Origin of the sequence: Hominenteromicrobium mulieris, from assembly GCF_046197855.1 — a bacterium.
GTDB classification, from domain to species: domain Bacteria; phylum Bacillota; class Clostridia; order Oscillospirales; family Acutalibacteraceae; genus Hominenteromicrobium; species Hominenteromicrobium mulieris.
The window spans coordinates 1,748,262-1,764,204 of sequence record NZ_CP173188.1 but is presented as its reverse complement, the minus strand read 5'-3'; the positions used below and the strand labels follow the sequence as shown (position 1 = coordinate 1,764,204).

Genomic DNA, 15,943 nt, shown 5'->3' with positions numbered 1-15,943 from the left:
TCGGTTAAAAATTCCTTTTGTTTGATATAGAGTTTAAGATTCTACAAGGAATGGTGATTTGAAATGAATTTCACAGCTAAGGACGTTGCAGATCTGCGCGCTAAGACAGGCTGCGGCATGATGGATTGCAAAAAGGCTCTCACAGAGGCTGAGGGCGATGTAGAGAAGGCAACCGAGATTCTCCGCGAGAAGGGTCTTGCAGCTTCCGTTAAGAAGGCAAGCCGTATTGCAGCTGAGGGTGTTGCATACGCTATGGTCAGCGAGTGCGGTAAGGTTGGCGTTGTGATCGAAGTCAACGCTGAGACCGACTTCGTTGCGAAGAATGCTCAGTTTATCGATTTCGTTAAGACCTGTGCCGAGACCGTTATCTATGAGAACCCGGCAGACGTTGAAGCTCTCCTTGCAGCTAAGGCACACGGCTCCGATATGACCGTTGACGCTATGCTGAAGGATAAGATTCTCACCATCGGCGAGAATATCAAGATCCGTCGTTTCGTCCGTTACGAGGGCGACTGCGTTGCTTACGTACACGGCGGCGGCAGAATCGGCGTTCTCGTTCGTTTTGAGACCGAGAACATTCCGGCAGAAGTTCTCAACGAGTGCGGCAAGGACGTCGCAATGCAGATTGCCGCTCTGAATCCGGCTTATCTCGATAAGTCCACGGTTCCGGCTGAAGCACTCGATAAGGAAAAAGAAATCCTCATGGTTCAGATTCAGAACGATCCGAAGAACTCCAAGAAGCCGCAGAACATCATCGAGAAGATGGTTACCGGCAGAATCGGCAAGTTCTATGAGAACAACTGCCTCCTGCAGCAGGCGTTCGTTAAGAACGGCGACCTCTCCGTTGAGCAGTACATTGCTGAGGAAGCAAAGAAGGCCGGCGGCACGATGAAGGTTACGGATTTCGTTCGCTTCGAGAAGGGCGAAGGCCTCGAGAAGAGAAACGACGATTTCGCAAGCGAAGTTGCCAACATGGTTAAATAATTGATTCTTTGAATCAGCACACCCCGAACGATTTTGCGTCGTTCGGGGTGTTTTTGTATCGTATAACTTTTGGGAAATATAAAATGTGCCCCGACAAGACATCAAAATCTTGCCGAGGCGCAGAATAACCGATTTTTAATTTGCGTAGCGCGTGTAATAGGTAAGGTCGCCTTCCATGCCGAAAAGCTCGCTGCGGGTGATCTGCCGACCCCAAGAGATCTGGCAGTTTTCATAATCTACATTCACTTCCGTCACGGTAATGGTATCGGTATCCCAGTCGATATCCGTCACGATCATCGAGTGCTCATACCAACCCATGCGGATGTGATCGCCGATGCGCAGCTCGTCAAAGTCATAAAACTCCGTAATCGGTGCATCGTAGCCGAACAGCAGGTCGCTGATGATGGAAGCGTAGCCGAGGCATTGCGTTTCGTCTCCGTATTGCGGGAAGAAATCATCCATCAGTCCATTATAAATGTTGCAGTTTCCATAACCATAAACAGAATGGTTGCACGGCGTGTCTGTAACGCACATGGCAATTTCGTCTGCCGTCATTTCGCTTGTGTCCACACCGATATGGTTCCAGTACATGCCGTTTGGAAAATAATCTTCAAGCAGCTCAAGCCGTGTCTGCACGCCTTGCTCCGCAAGATTGCCGCTGGAAACAAATAATGGCACAGAGCTGTATGCATCTACAAGCTCTGCGGTGTCTTCTACTTCGCCAGCCGGCAAAATGCGCTCTTTCGCGGCATAGGAAGACGCGGCATTCATTTCCGAAGCTTCTTCTTCGGCTTCCTCAACTTCATCGTTGCCCGCATCGTAGACGTACATTTCCACCTGCTCGTCATCTGCGCCAATCGCTGCAGTGTATGTAACGGTTTCCTCCGCGCTCTCCACTAGATCCCCTTGCAGGAACAGCAAACTAAACGCGGCGGCGGATATCGTCACGGCTGCCACCGGCAAGACGATTGGTAGGGAAGAGAGAAGATGTTCACGTCGGTTCTTCGGTTCTCTAAAGTGATTTTGCGGCATAAATACGCTCCTCAGAACAGAATCCGGCAGCAGAAGCTTGCTGCCTAAAATCACTCTATTATATAAAATACTATGCATTTGTGACGTACGTATGACGAAAATCAACAAAATTCCTGTATTTTGATAAAAAAGTGCCCGCAGCGGAAAAACTGCGGGCACCAAACGCATCTGTTAGTCTTCGATTGCGGCTTTGCGACTCAAAACGCCGTGGAAGAACGCGGGATCAAACTTCGGCTTTCTTTGATAGGTGTAAAGGCCGTTCTGTTCCTGCTCCACGTCGGTCAGCTGCGTGTAGCAAAGACCGAACATTTCACTGTTATCAAGCAATGCGTCTGTAAGGCCCTTAAAACGCGTGAGGAATTCCTCTTCGGTCTTCGGACCGGTGCCGTAGCCCCAACCGCTCTCGTCCTGACTCCACTGAATGCCGCCGTATTCGCTGACAAACGTCGCTTCGCCCTTGTAGGTCTGGCGGTGCGCGTGGTTGTCAAACAGTGTGCCCTCGGTCATCAGCTTGTCATAGTGCTCCTTAAAGATCTCCGGGTTCTGCTCGTAATCGTGCACGCAGAAAATATCAGTTGCAACATGATAGTTGCCGCTCGTATCAATGCACGGACGGGTAGGGTCAAGCGCTTTCGTTGCTCTGTAAACGATGTCGAGTGCGTCGTCAAACTGTTTCCTGCCGTCAGTATCCCATGTCTCGTTGTACGGACACCAGCCGACAATAGCCGGGTGGTTAAAATCGCGGCGGATCTCTTCCGTCCACTCCGGCAAAATGCCGTAAACGGAATCGGCATAGGAGGAATCGAGACCCCAGTTCGGGAATTCGCCCCAAACGATGTAGCCTAAGCGGTCTGCGTGGTAGAGGAAGCGCTCTTCAAAAATCTTCTCATGCAGTCTGGCACCGTTGAAACCGACGGCAAGGGAGAGCTTAATGTCGTTTTCAAGCGCTTCGTCGCTCGGCGCAGTGTAGATGCCATCCGGATAGAAGCCTTGGTCGAGCACCAGACGCTGGAAAACAGAGCGGCCGTTGATGCGGAACTTGTGGCCGTCCAGGCGCACTTCGCGCAGACCGAAATAACTCGTGACGTTATCTTCACCGAAAGCGAATGCAACGTCATACAGATTGCCGCAGCCGACATCCCACAGATGCTTTTCGCTCAGCTTTATCGTGAATGTATGCGTGCCGCAGGCGTTTTCTGCTGTGTAGCTGCCCATTTCTTTGCCTTCAAACGAAGCCGTTGCTGTGAGGTTTGCCGTACCGACCAGCTCTGCGGTCACCGTCACCGTGCCTGCAGTGATGTTCGGATAATACTGCACGCGGGAAATATAAGCCTTCGGGGTGAACTCCAGCCATACGGTCTGCCAAATGCCCGTGGTGCGCGTGTAGAAGCAGCCGTATGAGTTATATTGCTCGCTCTGCTTGCCGCTCGGGATGAGGCGGTCGCGCGTATTATCTTCGGCGTAGACGGCAATTTCATTTTCGCCCGCTTTTAAAAGTGCGGTCACGTCAAACTCAAACGAAACATAGCCGCCCTTGTGTGTGCCGGCAAGCTTGCCGTTCACAAAAACTTTTGCGCAATAATCCACAGCGCCGAAATGCAGCACGGCGCGGCCCTTCAGCTGTTTTTCTGTGACCGTTACAGTGCGCTTATACCACACACCGTACATGAAATCCGTGTGCTGCACACCGGAAAGTTCGCTTTCCGGGCAGAACGGCACGGTGATCTCCCCGCTGAGCGCTGTGCCGACCTTCTGTAAGCCGCGCGCCTCACCGCTGCGGCCGTTATCGATCTCAAACGCCCATGTGCCGTTCAGGTTCATCCAGTTTTCGCGCACAAACTGCGGGCGCGGATATTCTTTCCTCGGTATATTACTCATTTTTCGTACATCCTTTCCTCGAAAAGACGGCAAATCCCAATTTCTGCCGCGCTTTTTGATTACGGTTTCATTGTACGCGATCTCTTTGTAAAATACAATGTCGTATCATGTGCGGAAATTGACTTATTCTATTGCGACACATAGAATTTTTGAGTATAATTAAAGCAAAGGGGGCGTCAAAATGGAGATTACAGATATTCGCCACGATTGGCCGGAAAAAGCCGGGTTTACACTTGTGCGCCCAACAGGCATTGAAATCTACACGTTTTTGCACTTTATGAACAGCGTGGAGATTGAAATTAACAGGGAAAAGGTCACAGTAAGACCCGGCGCGTGTATTTTCTATGCGCCGGATGAACCACAGTGGTTTCACTCAGACAGTAACCTCACGCACAACTGGGCGCATTTTGCACCTGGCTTTCGCGTGCAGCTTTTGCGCTATCGTATTCCAGAAAACACACTGCTTTATCCACGTGCGGCAGAGTTTATCTCCGGCCTTTTCCGAAAAACGGAAGCTGCATTTTTCTCTAATGAACCGTTTCGGGAGGACTTGTTGGAAGCATACACCACAGAATTTCTTGTGCGTTTCTCCCGCGCCATAGCGGAAGAAAACTACTCACCTGCGGTCAGCCGTGCAGATAGGGAAAAGATGCAGAACCTGCGTCACACGGTGCTTTCTGATCCGGAAAAGCACTGGACTGTGCCGCAAATGGCATCGCTTGCGTCTGTCAGCGCTTCGCACCTGCATGCGTTATACCGCGCGGTTTTTGGTACATCGCCCATGCGCGACCTGATTGAAGCGCGTATTCGTTATGCACAGTCTTTATTGCTCTCCGGCAGTGACTTGCCCATCACGGAAGTTGCCGAGCACAGCGGATATGCAGACCCATACCATTTCATCCGCCAGTTTAAACGCATCACCGGCGAAACACCGGCCGCGTACCGCCGTGCAAGACGATAAAGCGGTAAAAGAAAAAGCCTTATTCCGCCCCCAAAAGGGAAGAATAAAGCTTTTGTTTTTCTTTAAAATTTGCTTGTCTGTTGTTAACAAAACAGAATAATTCCATAAAGAAACAGCGCCAATCTGTAATTTGACGCTGTTTTCGACTATATTCAGTTCAGCACAAAGAACTGCTCATACCAAAGGATAAACGTATAGAACGACCAGATCTTCTGCATGTTCAGCGCCTTGCCGCTCTTGTGGTCGTCGAGCAGCTTTATCAGCTCGCTTGTCACGAAGAATTTCTCCGCAATATCGCTCTGGAACGCCGCCTTGACCTTGTTGTAGTACTTATCCTCACGCAACCAATCGTTCAGCGGAACAGGGAAGCCGAGCTTCTTTTTGTTCGCGGTACGCTCCGGCAGCTGCTTGATGGCCGCGCCGCGCAGGGCGATCTTTGTCGTTTCGTTTGCTGCACGGTAGCGGGAAGGAATGCGCGTGGAAAGCTCCAGCATCTTTTTATCGAGGAACGGCACGCGCAGCTCAAGGGAGTTTGCCATACTCATGCGGTCGGCTTTCAGTAGGATGTCATAGATCATCCATGTGTGCATGTCTACATACTGAAGCTGGGTCGGCTCGTCGAGATTCGATACTTCGTCGAAATAGCGCTTGCTGTATTCTTCCGGAACCTTGCTCGCGATGGGGCGCTTCAAGAATTTTTGGCGCTCTGCGCTCTGGAAAACGTAGTTTGCGCGCATAAAGCGCTGATACGGCTCCATGGCGCCGCGCACGAGGAAGTTTTTGCCCTTGAAGTTCGGGCAGTGCTTTGCGACCGTGCCGAGGACTTTACGCATCGGGCGCGGTACCTTATGCGAATAGTGGTCAAAGTGTCCGCCTGCAAGATACATCGGGTAGCCGCCGAACAGCTCGTCCGCACCTTCACCGGAAAGCACGACCTTCACATAGCGGCGGGCATTTTTGGCGAGGAAGTAGAGCGGGATCTCCGAGGGATTCGGCAGCGGCTCGTCCATGTAATACTGGATCTCCGGCACCGCGTCGAAGAACTCATCTGCGGAAACCTTATTCGCGATGTTCGGTACGCCGATGACATTGGAGAAGTCCTGCGCATACGGCAACTCGCTGTATTTTTCCTCCTCGTAGCCGACGGAGAATGTCTTGACCTTCTTCGTACCCTTGGAGATTTCTTTCACAACATAGCTGGAATCCACGCCGGAGGAGAGGAAGCAGCCGACCTCAACATCGGCGATCTGGTGCATGGAGACGGACTCCGTGAACTCCTTTGTGATGGCGTCCTCCCAGTATTCAAGCGATTTATCGTCTTCAATCTTGTATTCGATCTTATAGTAACGCTCCACTTTCAGTTCGCCATTTTTGTAGGTGAAGCAGTGTGCGCCGGGCAGCTTGAAGACATTTTTAAAAATTGTGCGCTCGTCCGGACTGTACTCGTAGGAAAGGTACAACGGGATCATATCCTCGTCGAGCTCTTTTTCAAAATTCGGGTGAGAGAGAAAGCTTTTGATCTCGCTGCCGAACATGAATTCCTTGCCCTTTTTGTAGTAATAGAACGGCTTGATGCCGAAAATATCGCGTGCACCAAAGAGCTCTTTTGTGTTCTTGTTCCAAATGATGAAAGCAAACATGCCGCGCAGATAGTCAAGGATTTTTTTGCCGTATTCCTCGTATCCGTGCAGAATCGTTTCGCTGTCTGTCTTTGTGGTGAAGACGTGTCCGGCTTTGATGAGCTCTTCGCGAAGCTCCTGATAGTTGTAAATTTCGCCGTTAAAGAGCAGCACGAGCGAGCCGTCTTCGTTTAAGATCGGCTGTCTGCCGCCCTCGAGGTCGATGATGGAAAGGCGGCGAAAACCGAGGGCAATGCCGTCGTCAATGTAATAATGGGCATCATCCGGGCCGCGGTGCTTGATGCGGTCGGCCATTTTATGGATGACTTCTTCTTTATCGAACGTTCCGTAGTTGTGAATATAACCGGCAAAGCCGCACATACAAAACGCCTCCTTATGTTTTTATTGTTGGATCAGGGAAGAATATTTCGGCTTGAGTTTTTTGCCGCACGCTAAAATGCACGCGCGTGCCAACACTTCCAGCGCATCGAGATAACCGGGCCCAAGCTCGTTATCGCGCTTGATGATGGAGAGCTCTGTGCAGCCTAAAATAATAGCGTCGCAGCCGTCCGCGCGCAAAGCGTCGGAAACGGCGCGGAATTTTACCATATCCGCCGGTTCACCTGCTTTTACGCAGTCGTAAATGAGCGACATTACGTTCTGCTGCATTTCGTCGTTCGGCAAAACGTAGGAAAGACCCGCATCGGTCAGCGCGGTTTGAAATAAGCCCATGTGCACCGTGCCGGTTGTCGCCATAATGCCGGGCTTTTTGCAGCCGGCTTCTTTTAGATATGCTGCCGTTTCGCGCACCATGTGGATAAACGGAATGTGTACGCTGCTTTGCAGTTCATCGTGAAAGCTGTGTGCCGTCACGCACGGGGTAGCGAGTGCGCACACGCCCAGCGCCTCCAATTTCTGTGCGATGTCGATCATCGGCGGCACAGGGGAGGGCTTTGTATGGTCTAAAATGTATGCAGTCCGATCCGGCACACTCGGGCGATTGAATATGATCGCGTCAAGATGCTCCTGATCGGTGCGGGCATCGGTCATGTCGGTGATAAGCTCTAATAAATACGCCGTCGCCATGGGGCCGAGTCCGCCGATAACGCCTAAACTGTTCATCAATCACGCAGTCCTTTGTTGTTGAAATAACGCTTGTACTTTTCAAAGTAGTTGTGCTGGTTGCGGCGGAACATCAGCCAGCGCATCAGGCTGCGGTCTTTCTTGTAATAATACGAGTTAACCACTTTACCTTCGTCGATGAGCTTTTTCGCTTCTGCTTTTACGGTGGTGTCCGGGCAATAGTCAAAGATGATCTTCGTCGGGATGATTGTGTACAGCACTTTATTTGTGGCAATGGTGAGATCCATGGGCTTGTTGTAGATGACGTCGTCCGCAAGCCACTTTGCAATGTTGTAGCCCGCAGCCGTTACGAAATAGCTGCTACGGCCCTGTCGCAGGTTCATCTCGAAGAGCTTATATTTGCCGTCACGCTCGTCGTACTTCATATCGAAGTTTGCAAAGCCCACGTAACCGATGCCCTCAAGAAAGTTTTTCATCGTCTCGTTCAGCTTTTCGTCGTAGCCGTTGATGATGGCCGCATAGCTGCCGATGCCCTCCGGGGAATGTTCCTCAAGCACGGCATTACCGAGTGCAATGAGCTTTACTTTCTTATCCTTGCCGCAGTAGCAGTTCATCACGCGCATTTTAGAATCGTCACCCGGGATGAATTCCTGCAAAATGAGGTGATCTTTGTAAGAGGACCCGTAGATGGCGTCCAAAATCGCATCAAATTCCTCGCGGGTGTTTGCAACGAAAACCTTCTTTTTGTGCGGGAACTTGCAGTTCCAGTATGCCACGCTGTTCGAGGGCTTGATGATGACCGGGAAGTCGAAAGGCAGCTCAAGATTCTTGTGGTTCTCATACGTGCAGGTTGTTGTCTTCGGGAACGAGAAGCCATGCTCCTCGCAGACCTGATAAAAGCTTTCCTTGATGGAAAGGCGCATTAAAAGCTCTTCGCTGATGCACTCGAATTCATAAATGCCGCGCAGCTTCGTCTGGTTGCGCACAAGCATTTTGATGTAGTTGTCGCCGCAGGGGACGAGCAGTAATCTCTGACCGGAGAAGTTCTTTGCAAATTCCGTCAGCGTGCGAACAAACACGTCGTCTTCTTCAAGGCGCGGTTCTACCTTTAAAACTTCCACAATGTGGCTGTGCGTGCAGGCGGGGAGGATGCCCTTGCCGACCGCTACGCTTTTGTACCCGTAAGCCTCGTGGAAAGAACGCGCCATGCCGTATACGTTGATGTCACTGCCGAGCAGAACCGGCAGAAAATCTTGTTTTTTCAATGCTTCTGTATTCATGATCTTCATTTTCCTTCCAAATACTTACGCGGTCTTTGCGTCTGTGTGCTCCGCATAGCCGTTGAGAATATCATCGTTAAAGAACTGGTCGTACCACACGAGGAACGTGTAGACCGTCCAAACGCGGCGGCTGTTGTCCGCCTTGCCGTTTTTGTGGTCGTCCAGCAGTTTTACGAGCATGTCGGTGTTGAAGTATTTCTGTGCCACTTCGCCCGTGAACTTCTCCTTTACGATGTTGTAGTACTTGTCTTCCTTGAGCCACACACGCGTCGGCACGGGGAAGCCGAGCTTCTTTTTGCCGGCCCACTTTTCGGGCATGCGGCGCAAAGCGGCCTTGCGCATCGCAAACTTCGTGTTCTCGTCGTTTACACGGTACTTGAGCGGGATGCGCTCCGCAAGCTCCATAATCTTCTTGTCGAGGAATGGCACGCGCACCTCAAGGGAGTTTGCCATGCTCATTTTATCCGCTTTCAGAAGAATATCGCCGACCATCCAGGCGTTAAGGTCAACGAACTGCATTTTCGTTACCGGGTCTTTGTCCTTTACGCGATCATAGAACGGCTTTACGACTTCTGCCGGGGACGGTGCATCGGTCTTAATTTTAAGGAGCTTTTTGCGTTCTTCTTCAGTGAACATGTACGCGTTGCCGATGAAGCGGTCTTCGAGCTTTTTGCCGCGGCGGATAAGGAAGTTGATGCCGGATCTCTTCGGCAGGTGCGAAGCGACTTTGCCGATAAAGCGGCGGATGGGGAACGGAATCTTATCATAAGCCGGTACGGCGAGTGGTTCTTTATAAATGTTGTAGCCGCCGAAAATTTCATCGGCGCCCTCGCCGGACATCACGACCTTCAAATATTTGGAAGCCGTGTTGCACACGAAATAGAGTGCCACGGCGGACGGGTCGGCAAGCGGCTCGTCCATGTGGTACTGAATCTTGCCGAAGTTGCCCCAGAACTCTTCCGGGGTAATCGTCTTGCTGTAATTCTTCACCGGAATCAGCTCGGAAAGCTCCTTTGCGTAGCTGATCTCGTTGTATTTTTCGCCGTTGTCAAAGCCGACCGTAAACGTCTTGTCCACATCGGCAGAGCAGGCCACATAGCTGGAATCCACGCCGGAGGAAAGGAAAGAGCCGACTTCAACGTCCGCAATCTTGTGTGCGTTCACGGAGTCGTCAAAGGTCTTTTCAATCTCGTCTACCCAATATTCAAGCGGCTTGTCTTCTTCCGCGTTGAATTCCGGGATCCAGTAGCGCTGTATATCCATTTTGCCGTCTTTGTAGAAGAAATAATGTGCAGGCGGCAGCTTGTAAACGTTCTTGAAGAACGTCTCGTAGCCCGGAGAATACTGGAAAGAAAGGTAGCCCTCCAGTGCGCGTTCATTCAGCTCGCGCTTAAAGTGCGGGTGTTCCACAAAGCTCTTGATTTCGCTGCCGAACATCAACGTGCCCTGCATCTTTGCATAGTAAAACGGCTTAATGCCAAAGTAATCGCGCGCGCCGAACAGCGTTTTCGTATTCTTGTCCCAAATGATGAACGCGAACATGCCGCGCAGCTTATTGAGCAGGTCGGTGCCGTATTCTTCAAAGCCGTGCAGCAGCACTTCGCTGTCCGTTTTCGTTGTGAATACATGGCCTGCCTTTAAAAGGTCTTCGCGGAGAGACTGATAGTTATAAATCTCGCCGTTAAACATGAGAACCTTGCTTTTATCTTCATTCAAAATCGGCTGTCTGCCGCCCTCGAGGTCAATGATGGAAAGTCTGCGGAAACCGAGCGAGATCTCGCCGTCCATATAATAGTCGGCGTCGTCCGGGCCGCGGTGACGGATGCGGTCTGCCATAGCGTGCAGCACGGGCTCCATAAGCTGTGTTTCGCCGCCGTCAATATAACCTACAAAACCACACATACAGTTTGCCTCCTTTTTGCGGTTGGTTTACTTAGTTTTCCTTGTGTTCGTTTTCGGTATTCTCAATCAATGCAAAAAGCGAGGGCGCCCAATCGGGATATTCCGCCGAGAGCATCTCGCCGGAAAGCTGTGGCAGGTCGTCTTTTTTAACGGCCTCGTCGTCCGACACTTTTTCGCCGAGCAGCATCACGCGGCTTTTGGCACGCGCCAGCTGCATACGGCCGTCGGTCAGCGCCTCACTCAGTCCGTCCTTCGTCTCAAAAAGAGCCGAGGGATTTTTCGGGTTCGCCGTATACAGCATGCGGAACGCGTTATACACAGCGCCGCTCAAATACAGCGTGATCTCTTTTGTTAAAGATTTGCTATTGATTTTTTTCAGAATACCAAATACAATATGTAAGGAGTTCGATATTATTTTTCGGCTCACGTTGGGGAGACCATCGTGCGTGTCTTCCTCCTCCGTTTCCGGCACATGCAGCTTTTCGCCCTGCCGGTGCGGTGTTTTGCCCAGCAGATAATCACAGGAGACCCCGTAATAATCCGCCGTGCGCACAATGAAGTCCAAACCGCATTCACGTATGCCTTTTTCGTAATGAGAGAGCAGCGCCTGCGAGATGCCAAGGTCTGCGGCAGCCTTTTTCTGGCTGATACCCTGTTCCTTGCGCAGCAGTGTCAGAATGCGCGGAAAATCACTGTTCACAAAAGTTTCACCACCTGAGTCAAAAAATAACACACTGTAAATTATAAACGAAATTATCCGAGAAGTAAACAGATAAACGAACCTTTTTTGCGGGTTTTCCCGCGAATTTTTGGTGAAAGGGACGCAACGGCAGCGTTTTACCGTCCCGGAAAGGAAAAACGCATGAAATCTTACACCATTCATTTAATCCGCCACGGTATATGTGAGGGCAATTTGGAGGGTCGTTACATCGGCCGCACACAGTCTCCGCTTGCGCAGGAGGGCATTCAGGCACTTTTGGAGCTGAAACGTAAGGGCATTTACCCCGAAGCAAAAAAGTACTACGCCAGCCCGTGTGTGCGCTGTGTCGATACGCTGAAGGTCTTATATCCCACTGCCGACCCGGAAGTTATTTTAGAGCTTGCCGAGTGCGACTTCGGCGATTGGGAAAATAAAAAAGCCGAAGAATTGAAAAACGACCCGAAGTTCGTCGCCTGGATGAACGGTGGCCAGCACGAGGCCCCGCCGAACGGCGAAAGCAGCATCGTATTTATGCAGCGTGTCTGTGCGGGCTTTGAGATGCTCGTTAAAAACATGATGATGACGGGAGATGAGAGTGCCGTGCTCGTCACACACGGCGGCGTCATCATGACGATCTTAGCGGCTTACGGCTTGCCGCGCGCCAAAATGACCGACTGGATGTGCGAAAACGGCCACGGCTACTCCATGCGTATCGACCCCATGCTTTGGGGGCACGGCATGGCGGCAGAAGTCTACCAAATGCTGCCTATCATCGAACAGGGCGAAAAGCGCGAATACAGCGTCATCGATATTGCAAGAGAAGCCGCCGACCGCGCTTACGGCCAGAAAGAAGACGGCAAAACGGAATAGTTTTCCGTAACCCGGACAGAATATGAAGACAGACCGCCGAATGCGTGAAATACGCCGCGGCGGTCTGTTTCTATGTACGGATGATTTTCTTCTTTCTGAGCAGCTGTTTTGCTGTCGGTTTTTCGATAAGATAGGTGAAAAACGCCGCCAAAAGGAGCGCACACGCCCAAAACAGCACCGTGTACTTCACCTGCCAAGCAAAGTGCCACGGCTCGCCGCCTGCGGATTGCGGCCACGCGGCAGCGCCCTCCGGGGCATCCGGGTAATACGGAATGCGCCACGCTTTCAGCTTTAAAAGCACCGTGCTGTGCCAGATATAGAAATTATAGGAGACCGCCGACAAAAAAGCAGCTATGCGGTTTGAAAACAGCCATTGCACGCCTTTCGGTGCAGCATCCAAAAGCAAAATGAAAACGCAGATCATCGCAGAAAACAGAAAGCGGTAATCCACCTGCCAGCGCTGGATGATTGCCGCACGGCTCAGCCCGTCATTTAACATACACACAATGGCAGCACCGTTGAACAGAAGCAGCATCAGCGCCGCAAGCGGCAGAACGCGGTTTTGTTTCCATTCGCGCTCGCGCCATATCCGTAGGCGGCAGAAGAAGAGCGCACACAGCATACCGTTTCCATATACACCCAAAAACGCCGGGAACTGGTTGATGCGCAGGCTTTCTGCGTTGCCTTGCGGCAGATGTGCAAAAAGCACGATATACACCTGCGCCAAAACGGAAAGCACCGCCCAGCACACAAGCGGAAAGCGACGGAACACGCGCGCGAGCAAAGGGAAGACGAGATAAAACTGCATTTCCACGCCGAGTGTCCACAGTGCTGTCGGAAATTTTGTGCCGATGTAGCTTTCCGGCCAAAACGTCTGCGTAAACGTCAGGTGCGCAAAAATATCCTGCAAGTATTGCTTGATATTCGCGTAATCCGAAGGCCGCACCCAGAAAATGAGGTAGAGAAGCAAGCACAAATAATACGATGGCAAAATGCGCGCCGCACGCTTTTTAAAGAATGTGCGCAGGTTATCCGGCTCCGGCGCAAGCGGGTCGGTCATTTGCCGCGCATAGGGCAAAAAGAGGCAGAATCCCGAAATCAGCAGCATCACGTCTACAAACATGTAGCCCGTGCGCGGCACCCAGTTTAAGCTGAAATTCCGCACGCCCATAAACTGCAGCAAATTGCTTGGAAACAGATTTTGCAGCCAGGATTGCTGCCACGAATGAAACCCGGCAACGATCAAAATGGAATACGCGCGTATGCCGTTTAATATGCCAATGTAGTCGCTTCTTTGCTTCATAGATTTCTCTCTTTCATAGCCCCTGATTTTTATAACAAAAGCGCGCCGCAGCCCTGCACGACGCGCTTTGTTCAGGTTTTAAACCGCAATTATAACCGAATGATCTTTGTTGCCGTATTTTCCACAAAGCGGCGGTCGTGCTCCACGAAAATGACTGTGGGCACACACTCTTTTAAGAGCGTTTCAAGCTGCATGCGGGAAATAACATCGATGAAGTTCAGCGGTTCGTCCCACACAAGCAAATGTGCCTTTTCGCAGAGGCTCCGCGCAATGAGCACTTTTTTCTTTTGTCCCTCGGAAAAATCCTCCATGCGCTTTTCAAACTGTGTGCGCTGAAATTCCAGCTTGCGCAAGATCGATTTAAAAAGGCTTTCGTCAATGCCGCAATGCTCTGCATAGTCGCGCAGTGTGCCGGAAAGTCCCTCCGCGCTTTGCGGGATATACGAGACCACAAGCCCGCTTGCGGTTTTCAGCGTGCCGGCATGGGGAACATCTTCACCGCACAATAGCTTTATGATGCTCGATTTACCGCAGCCGTTTTTGCCCTGCAATGCCGCACGGTCGCCGCGGCGGATCTCAAAGCGCAGCGGAGGAAAGATGGGGCCGTCACCGTAATCAATAGAAAGGTCGTTTGCCTCTACCAAAAAGTCTTTCGGGTGGCGCAGCGTCGCAATCTGCAATTTCGTATCGGCCGATTCAATGTTTTTCAGCAGCGCGCTTTTTTCCTCCAGTGCATCGTTGCGGCGGGATTCAATGTTCTTTGCACGCTTCATCATCTTACGGCTTTTTTCACCCTCGTAGGCACGACGGTCAAGGGTCTTTTCCGTGCGCTCCGGTTTGAAACCGATCTTGCGGTCTTCCGCACGGTTTGACCATTCCGCGCTGCAGCGGGCAGCCGCCTCCAGCCGCTTCACATCCTTTTTGAGTTTCTCATTTTGTTGTAACTCAAATTGATCCTCGCGGTCCTTCTCCTGTTGCCACGTCGTAAAGTTGCCGCGCATCACCGTGATGTCCGCGCGGTTGACGGAAAGCACATGGTCGATGACTTCGTCCAGAAACGCACGGTCGTGGCTGACAAGGATGAACCCTTTTTTCGACTTCAAATACTGAGCCAGTGTGCCGCGCGCTTCAATATCGAGGTGGTTCGTCGGCTCGTCGATGAGCAGAAAGCTGTTTTCGCGGATAAATAAAATCGACAGCAGTACCTTCGTACGCTCGCCGTAGCTTAACGTCGAGTAGGGGCGGTAAAGCAGTCCCGGGTCGGCGTCGAGTAAGTTGAGCTCACGCGTTAGCCGCCACATCTCAAAGTCCGGCATGATGCTCTCCGCAATCTCAAGCGGCGTATCGTCCGGATTTTCCACCTCAAACGGGAAATACTCAAAGTTGACCGAAGCAGAAATGGTGCCGCTATACGCGTATTTTCCGAGCAGCAGGTTTAAAAACGTCGTTTTGCCTCTGCCGTTGCGCCCGATAAAGCCGCACCGCCAGTTTGTATCTATGGAAAAAGACGCGTTTTCAAAGACGTTATCAAAGCTGCCTTCATAGCCGAAGGTCAGGTTTGACACCTGTATTAAAGACATAAATGTTCACCGTATTCTTTCCGAGCCTTATGCCGGATACGCGGTAACGGGGTAAGGCTCAATAGCCGAATACACCTTCGATGGATTCGTCGTTTATGATCCAATCCTGAACATCTATCTCTCTGAACCGATCATGGTCATCGCGCACGATGACCCGTGCAATGCCTGCGTTGATGACCATGCGCTTGCACATGGAGCAACATACGGCGTTTTTCACATAGTCGCCGGTAGAGACCTCCTTGCCGACAAGATACAGCGTGGCATCGATCATCTTATCGCGCGGGGCGCTGATGATGGCGTTTGCTTCCGCATGTACGCTGCGGCACAGCTCATAGCGTTCACCGCGGGGAATATTTCTTTCCACGCGCACGCATTTGCCGATATCCGTGCAGTTTTTTCTGCCACGCGGCGCACCGACATAGCCGGTGGAGATCACTTCATCATTTTTTACGATCACAGCGCCGTAGTGACGTCGAAGGCATGTGCAGCGCTGGGAAACGGCCTCAGCCAGATCCAGATAGTAGTTCGTTTTATCTCTCCGATGGATATCATTCTCCACGAAGAACACCTCACTTTGCATTCAGGCACTCCGCAATCGGAAACTACACATATACGACTGCGTATCATCGTTCGCTTTTGCGCAAAACCGCAGGGGAGACACCATAATTATTAGAATATATTGTAGCACATTGCATTTTGAACTGCAACCCCGTTTCCGGGTGTTTTGTGAAAAAGCGCGTAAGCGCCTGCA

The 15,943-nt window shown here is 51.3% G+C and carries 13 protein-coding genes; 3 read left to right on the top strand and 10 right to left on the bottom strand.

Annotated features, from left to right (window positions below; all coding sequences use genetic code 11):
* Positions 1–63 precede the first annotated feature (63 nt).
* Positions 64–984: a translation elongation factor Ts gene (gene tsf / locus ACI0CA_RS08520; RefSeq protein WP_343284446.1), complete on the top strand. Its 921-nt coding sequence runs from the start codon at positions 64–66 to the stop codon at positions 982–984.
* A 135-nt stretch (positions 985–1,119) separates the two neighbouring features.
* Here the strand turns inward: tsf and ACI0CA_RS08515 are convergent, their stop codons facing one another.
* Positions 1,120–2,016 (bottom strand): hypothetical protein, encoded by an 897-nt coding sequence (locus ACI0CA_RS08515; RefSeq protein ID WP_446806927.1) that lies wholly within the window; start codon positions 2,014–2,016, stop codon positions 1,120–1,122.
* Positions 2,017–2,187: 171 nt separating this feature from the next.
* On the bottom strand, positions 2,188–3,894 hold the full coding sequence (locus ACI0CA_RS08510) for a glycoside hydrolase family 2 protein (protein WP_308448444.1): 1,707 nt from the start codon (positions 3,892–3,894) through the stop codon (positions 2,188–2,190).
* Between the two features lie 181 nt (positions 3,895–4,075).
* On the opposite strand from ACI0CA_RS08510, the gene ACI0CA_RS08505 reads away from it, so the two are divergent.
* Complete coding sequence (locus ACI0CA_RS08505; RefSeq protein ID WP_308448443.1) at positions 4,076–4,855, top strand: helix-turn-helix transcriptional regulator; 780 nt, start codon at positions 4,076–4,078, stop codon at positions 4,853–4,855.
* A 152-nt stretch (positions 4,856–5,007) separates the two neighbouring features.
* On the opposite strand, the gene asnB (ACI0CA_RS08500) is transcribed toward ACI0CA_RS08505, so the two are convergent.
* From asnB (ACI0CA_RS08500) to ACI0CA_RS08480, 5 genes are read right to left on the bottom strand one after another with little or no spacing between them, the layout of a single operon-like run.
* Positions 5,008–6,855, bottom strand: a complete 1,848-nt coding sequence (asnB, locus tag ACI0CA_RS08500; protein ID WP_446806928.1) for an asparagine synthase (glutamine-hydrolyzing) — start codon at positions 6,853–6,855, stop codon at positions 5,008–5,010.
* Positions 6,856–6,876: 21 nt separating this feature from the next.
* Positions 6,877–7,596: an aspartate/glutamate racemase family protein gene (locus ACI0CA_RS08495; RefSeq protein ID WP_395590763.1), complete on the bottom strand. Its 720-nt coding sequence runs from the start codon at positions 7,594–7,596 to the stop codon at positions 6,877–6,879.
* Complete coding sequence (locus ACI0CA_RS08490) at positions 7,596–8,846, bottom strand: ATP-grasp domain-containing protein (RefSeq protein WP_446806987.1); 1,251 nt, start codon at positions 8,844–8,846, stop codon at positions 7,596–7,598. The genes ACI0CA_RS08495 and ACI0CA_RS08490 overlap by 1 nt, the downstream gene beginning before the upstream one ends.
* 15 nt (positions 8,847–8,861) lie before the next feature.
* A complete protein-coding gene (gene asnB / locus ACI0CA_RS08485; protein ID WP_446806929.1) occupies positions 8,862–10,739 on the bottom strand; it encodes an asparagine synthase (glutamine-hydrolyzing) in 1,878 nt (625 codons plus the stop codon).
* A 31-nt stretch (positions 10,740–10,770) separates the two neighbouring features.
* Complete coding sequence (locus ACI0CA_RS08480) at positions 10,771–11,439, bottom strand: helix-turn-helix domain-containing protein (protein WP_176820244.1); 669 nt, start codon at positions 11,437–11,439, stop codon at positions 10,771–10,773.
* Positions 11,440–11,601: 162 nt separating this feature from the next.
* Between ACI0CA_RS08480 and ACI0CA_RS08475 the strand changes: the two genes are divergently transcribed.
* Positions 11,602–12,309 (top strand): histidine phosphatase family protein, encoded by a 708-nt coding sequence (locus tag ACI0CA_RS08475; RefSeq protein WP_308448439.1) that lies wholly within the window; start codon positions 11,602–11,604, stop codon positions 12,307–12,309.
* A gap of 70 nt (positions 12,310–12,379) precedes the next feature.
* On the opposite strand, the gene ACI0CA_RS08470 is transcribed toward ACI0CA_RS08475, so the two are convergent.
* The 3 genes from ACI0CA_RS08470 to ACI0CA_RS08460 all read right to left on the bottom strand — a co-directional run bounded on the left by ACI0CA_RS08470 (position 12,380) and on the right by ACI0CA_RS08460 (position 15,739).
* The gene (locus tag ACI0CA_RS08470) at positions 12,380–13,612 is read right to left on the bottom strand and encodes an acyltransferase family protein (protein WP_308448438.1); all 1,233 of its coding nucleotides are present in this window, start codon (positions 13,610–13,612) and stop codon (positions 12,380–12,382) included.
* A gap of 89 nt (positions 13,613–13,701) precedes the next feature.
* Positions 13,702–15,192, bottom strand: a complete 1,491-nt coding sequence (gene abc-f / locus ACI0CA_RS08465; RefSeq protein ID WP_446806930.1) for a ribosomal protection-like ABC-F family protein — start codon at positions 15,190–15,192, stop codon at positions 13,702–13,704.
* A gap of 58 nt (positions 15,193–15,250) precedes the next feature.
* Positions 15,251–15,739 (bottom strand): deaminase, encoded by a 489-nt coding sequence (locus tag ACI0CA_RS08460; protein WP_176820266.1) that lies wholly within the window; start codon positions 15,737–15,739, stop codon positions 15,251–15,253.
* Positions 15,740–15,943: the final 204 nt, after the last annotated feature.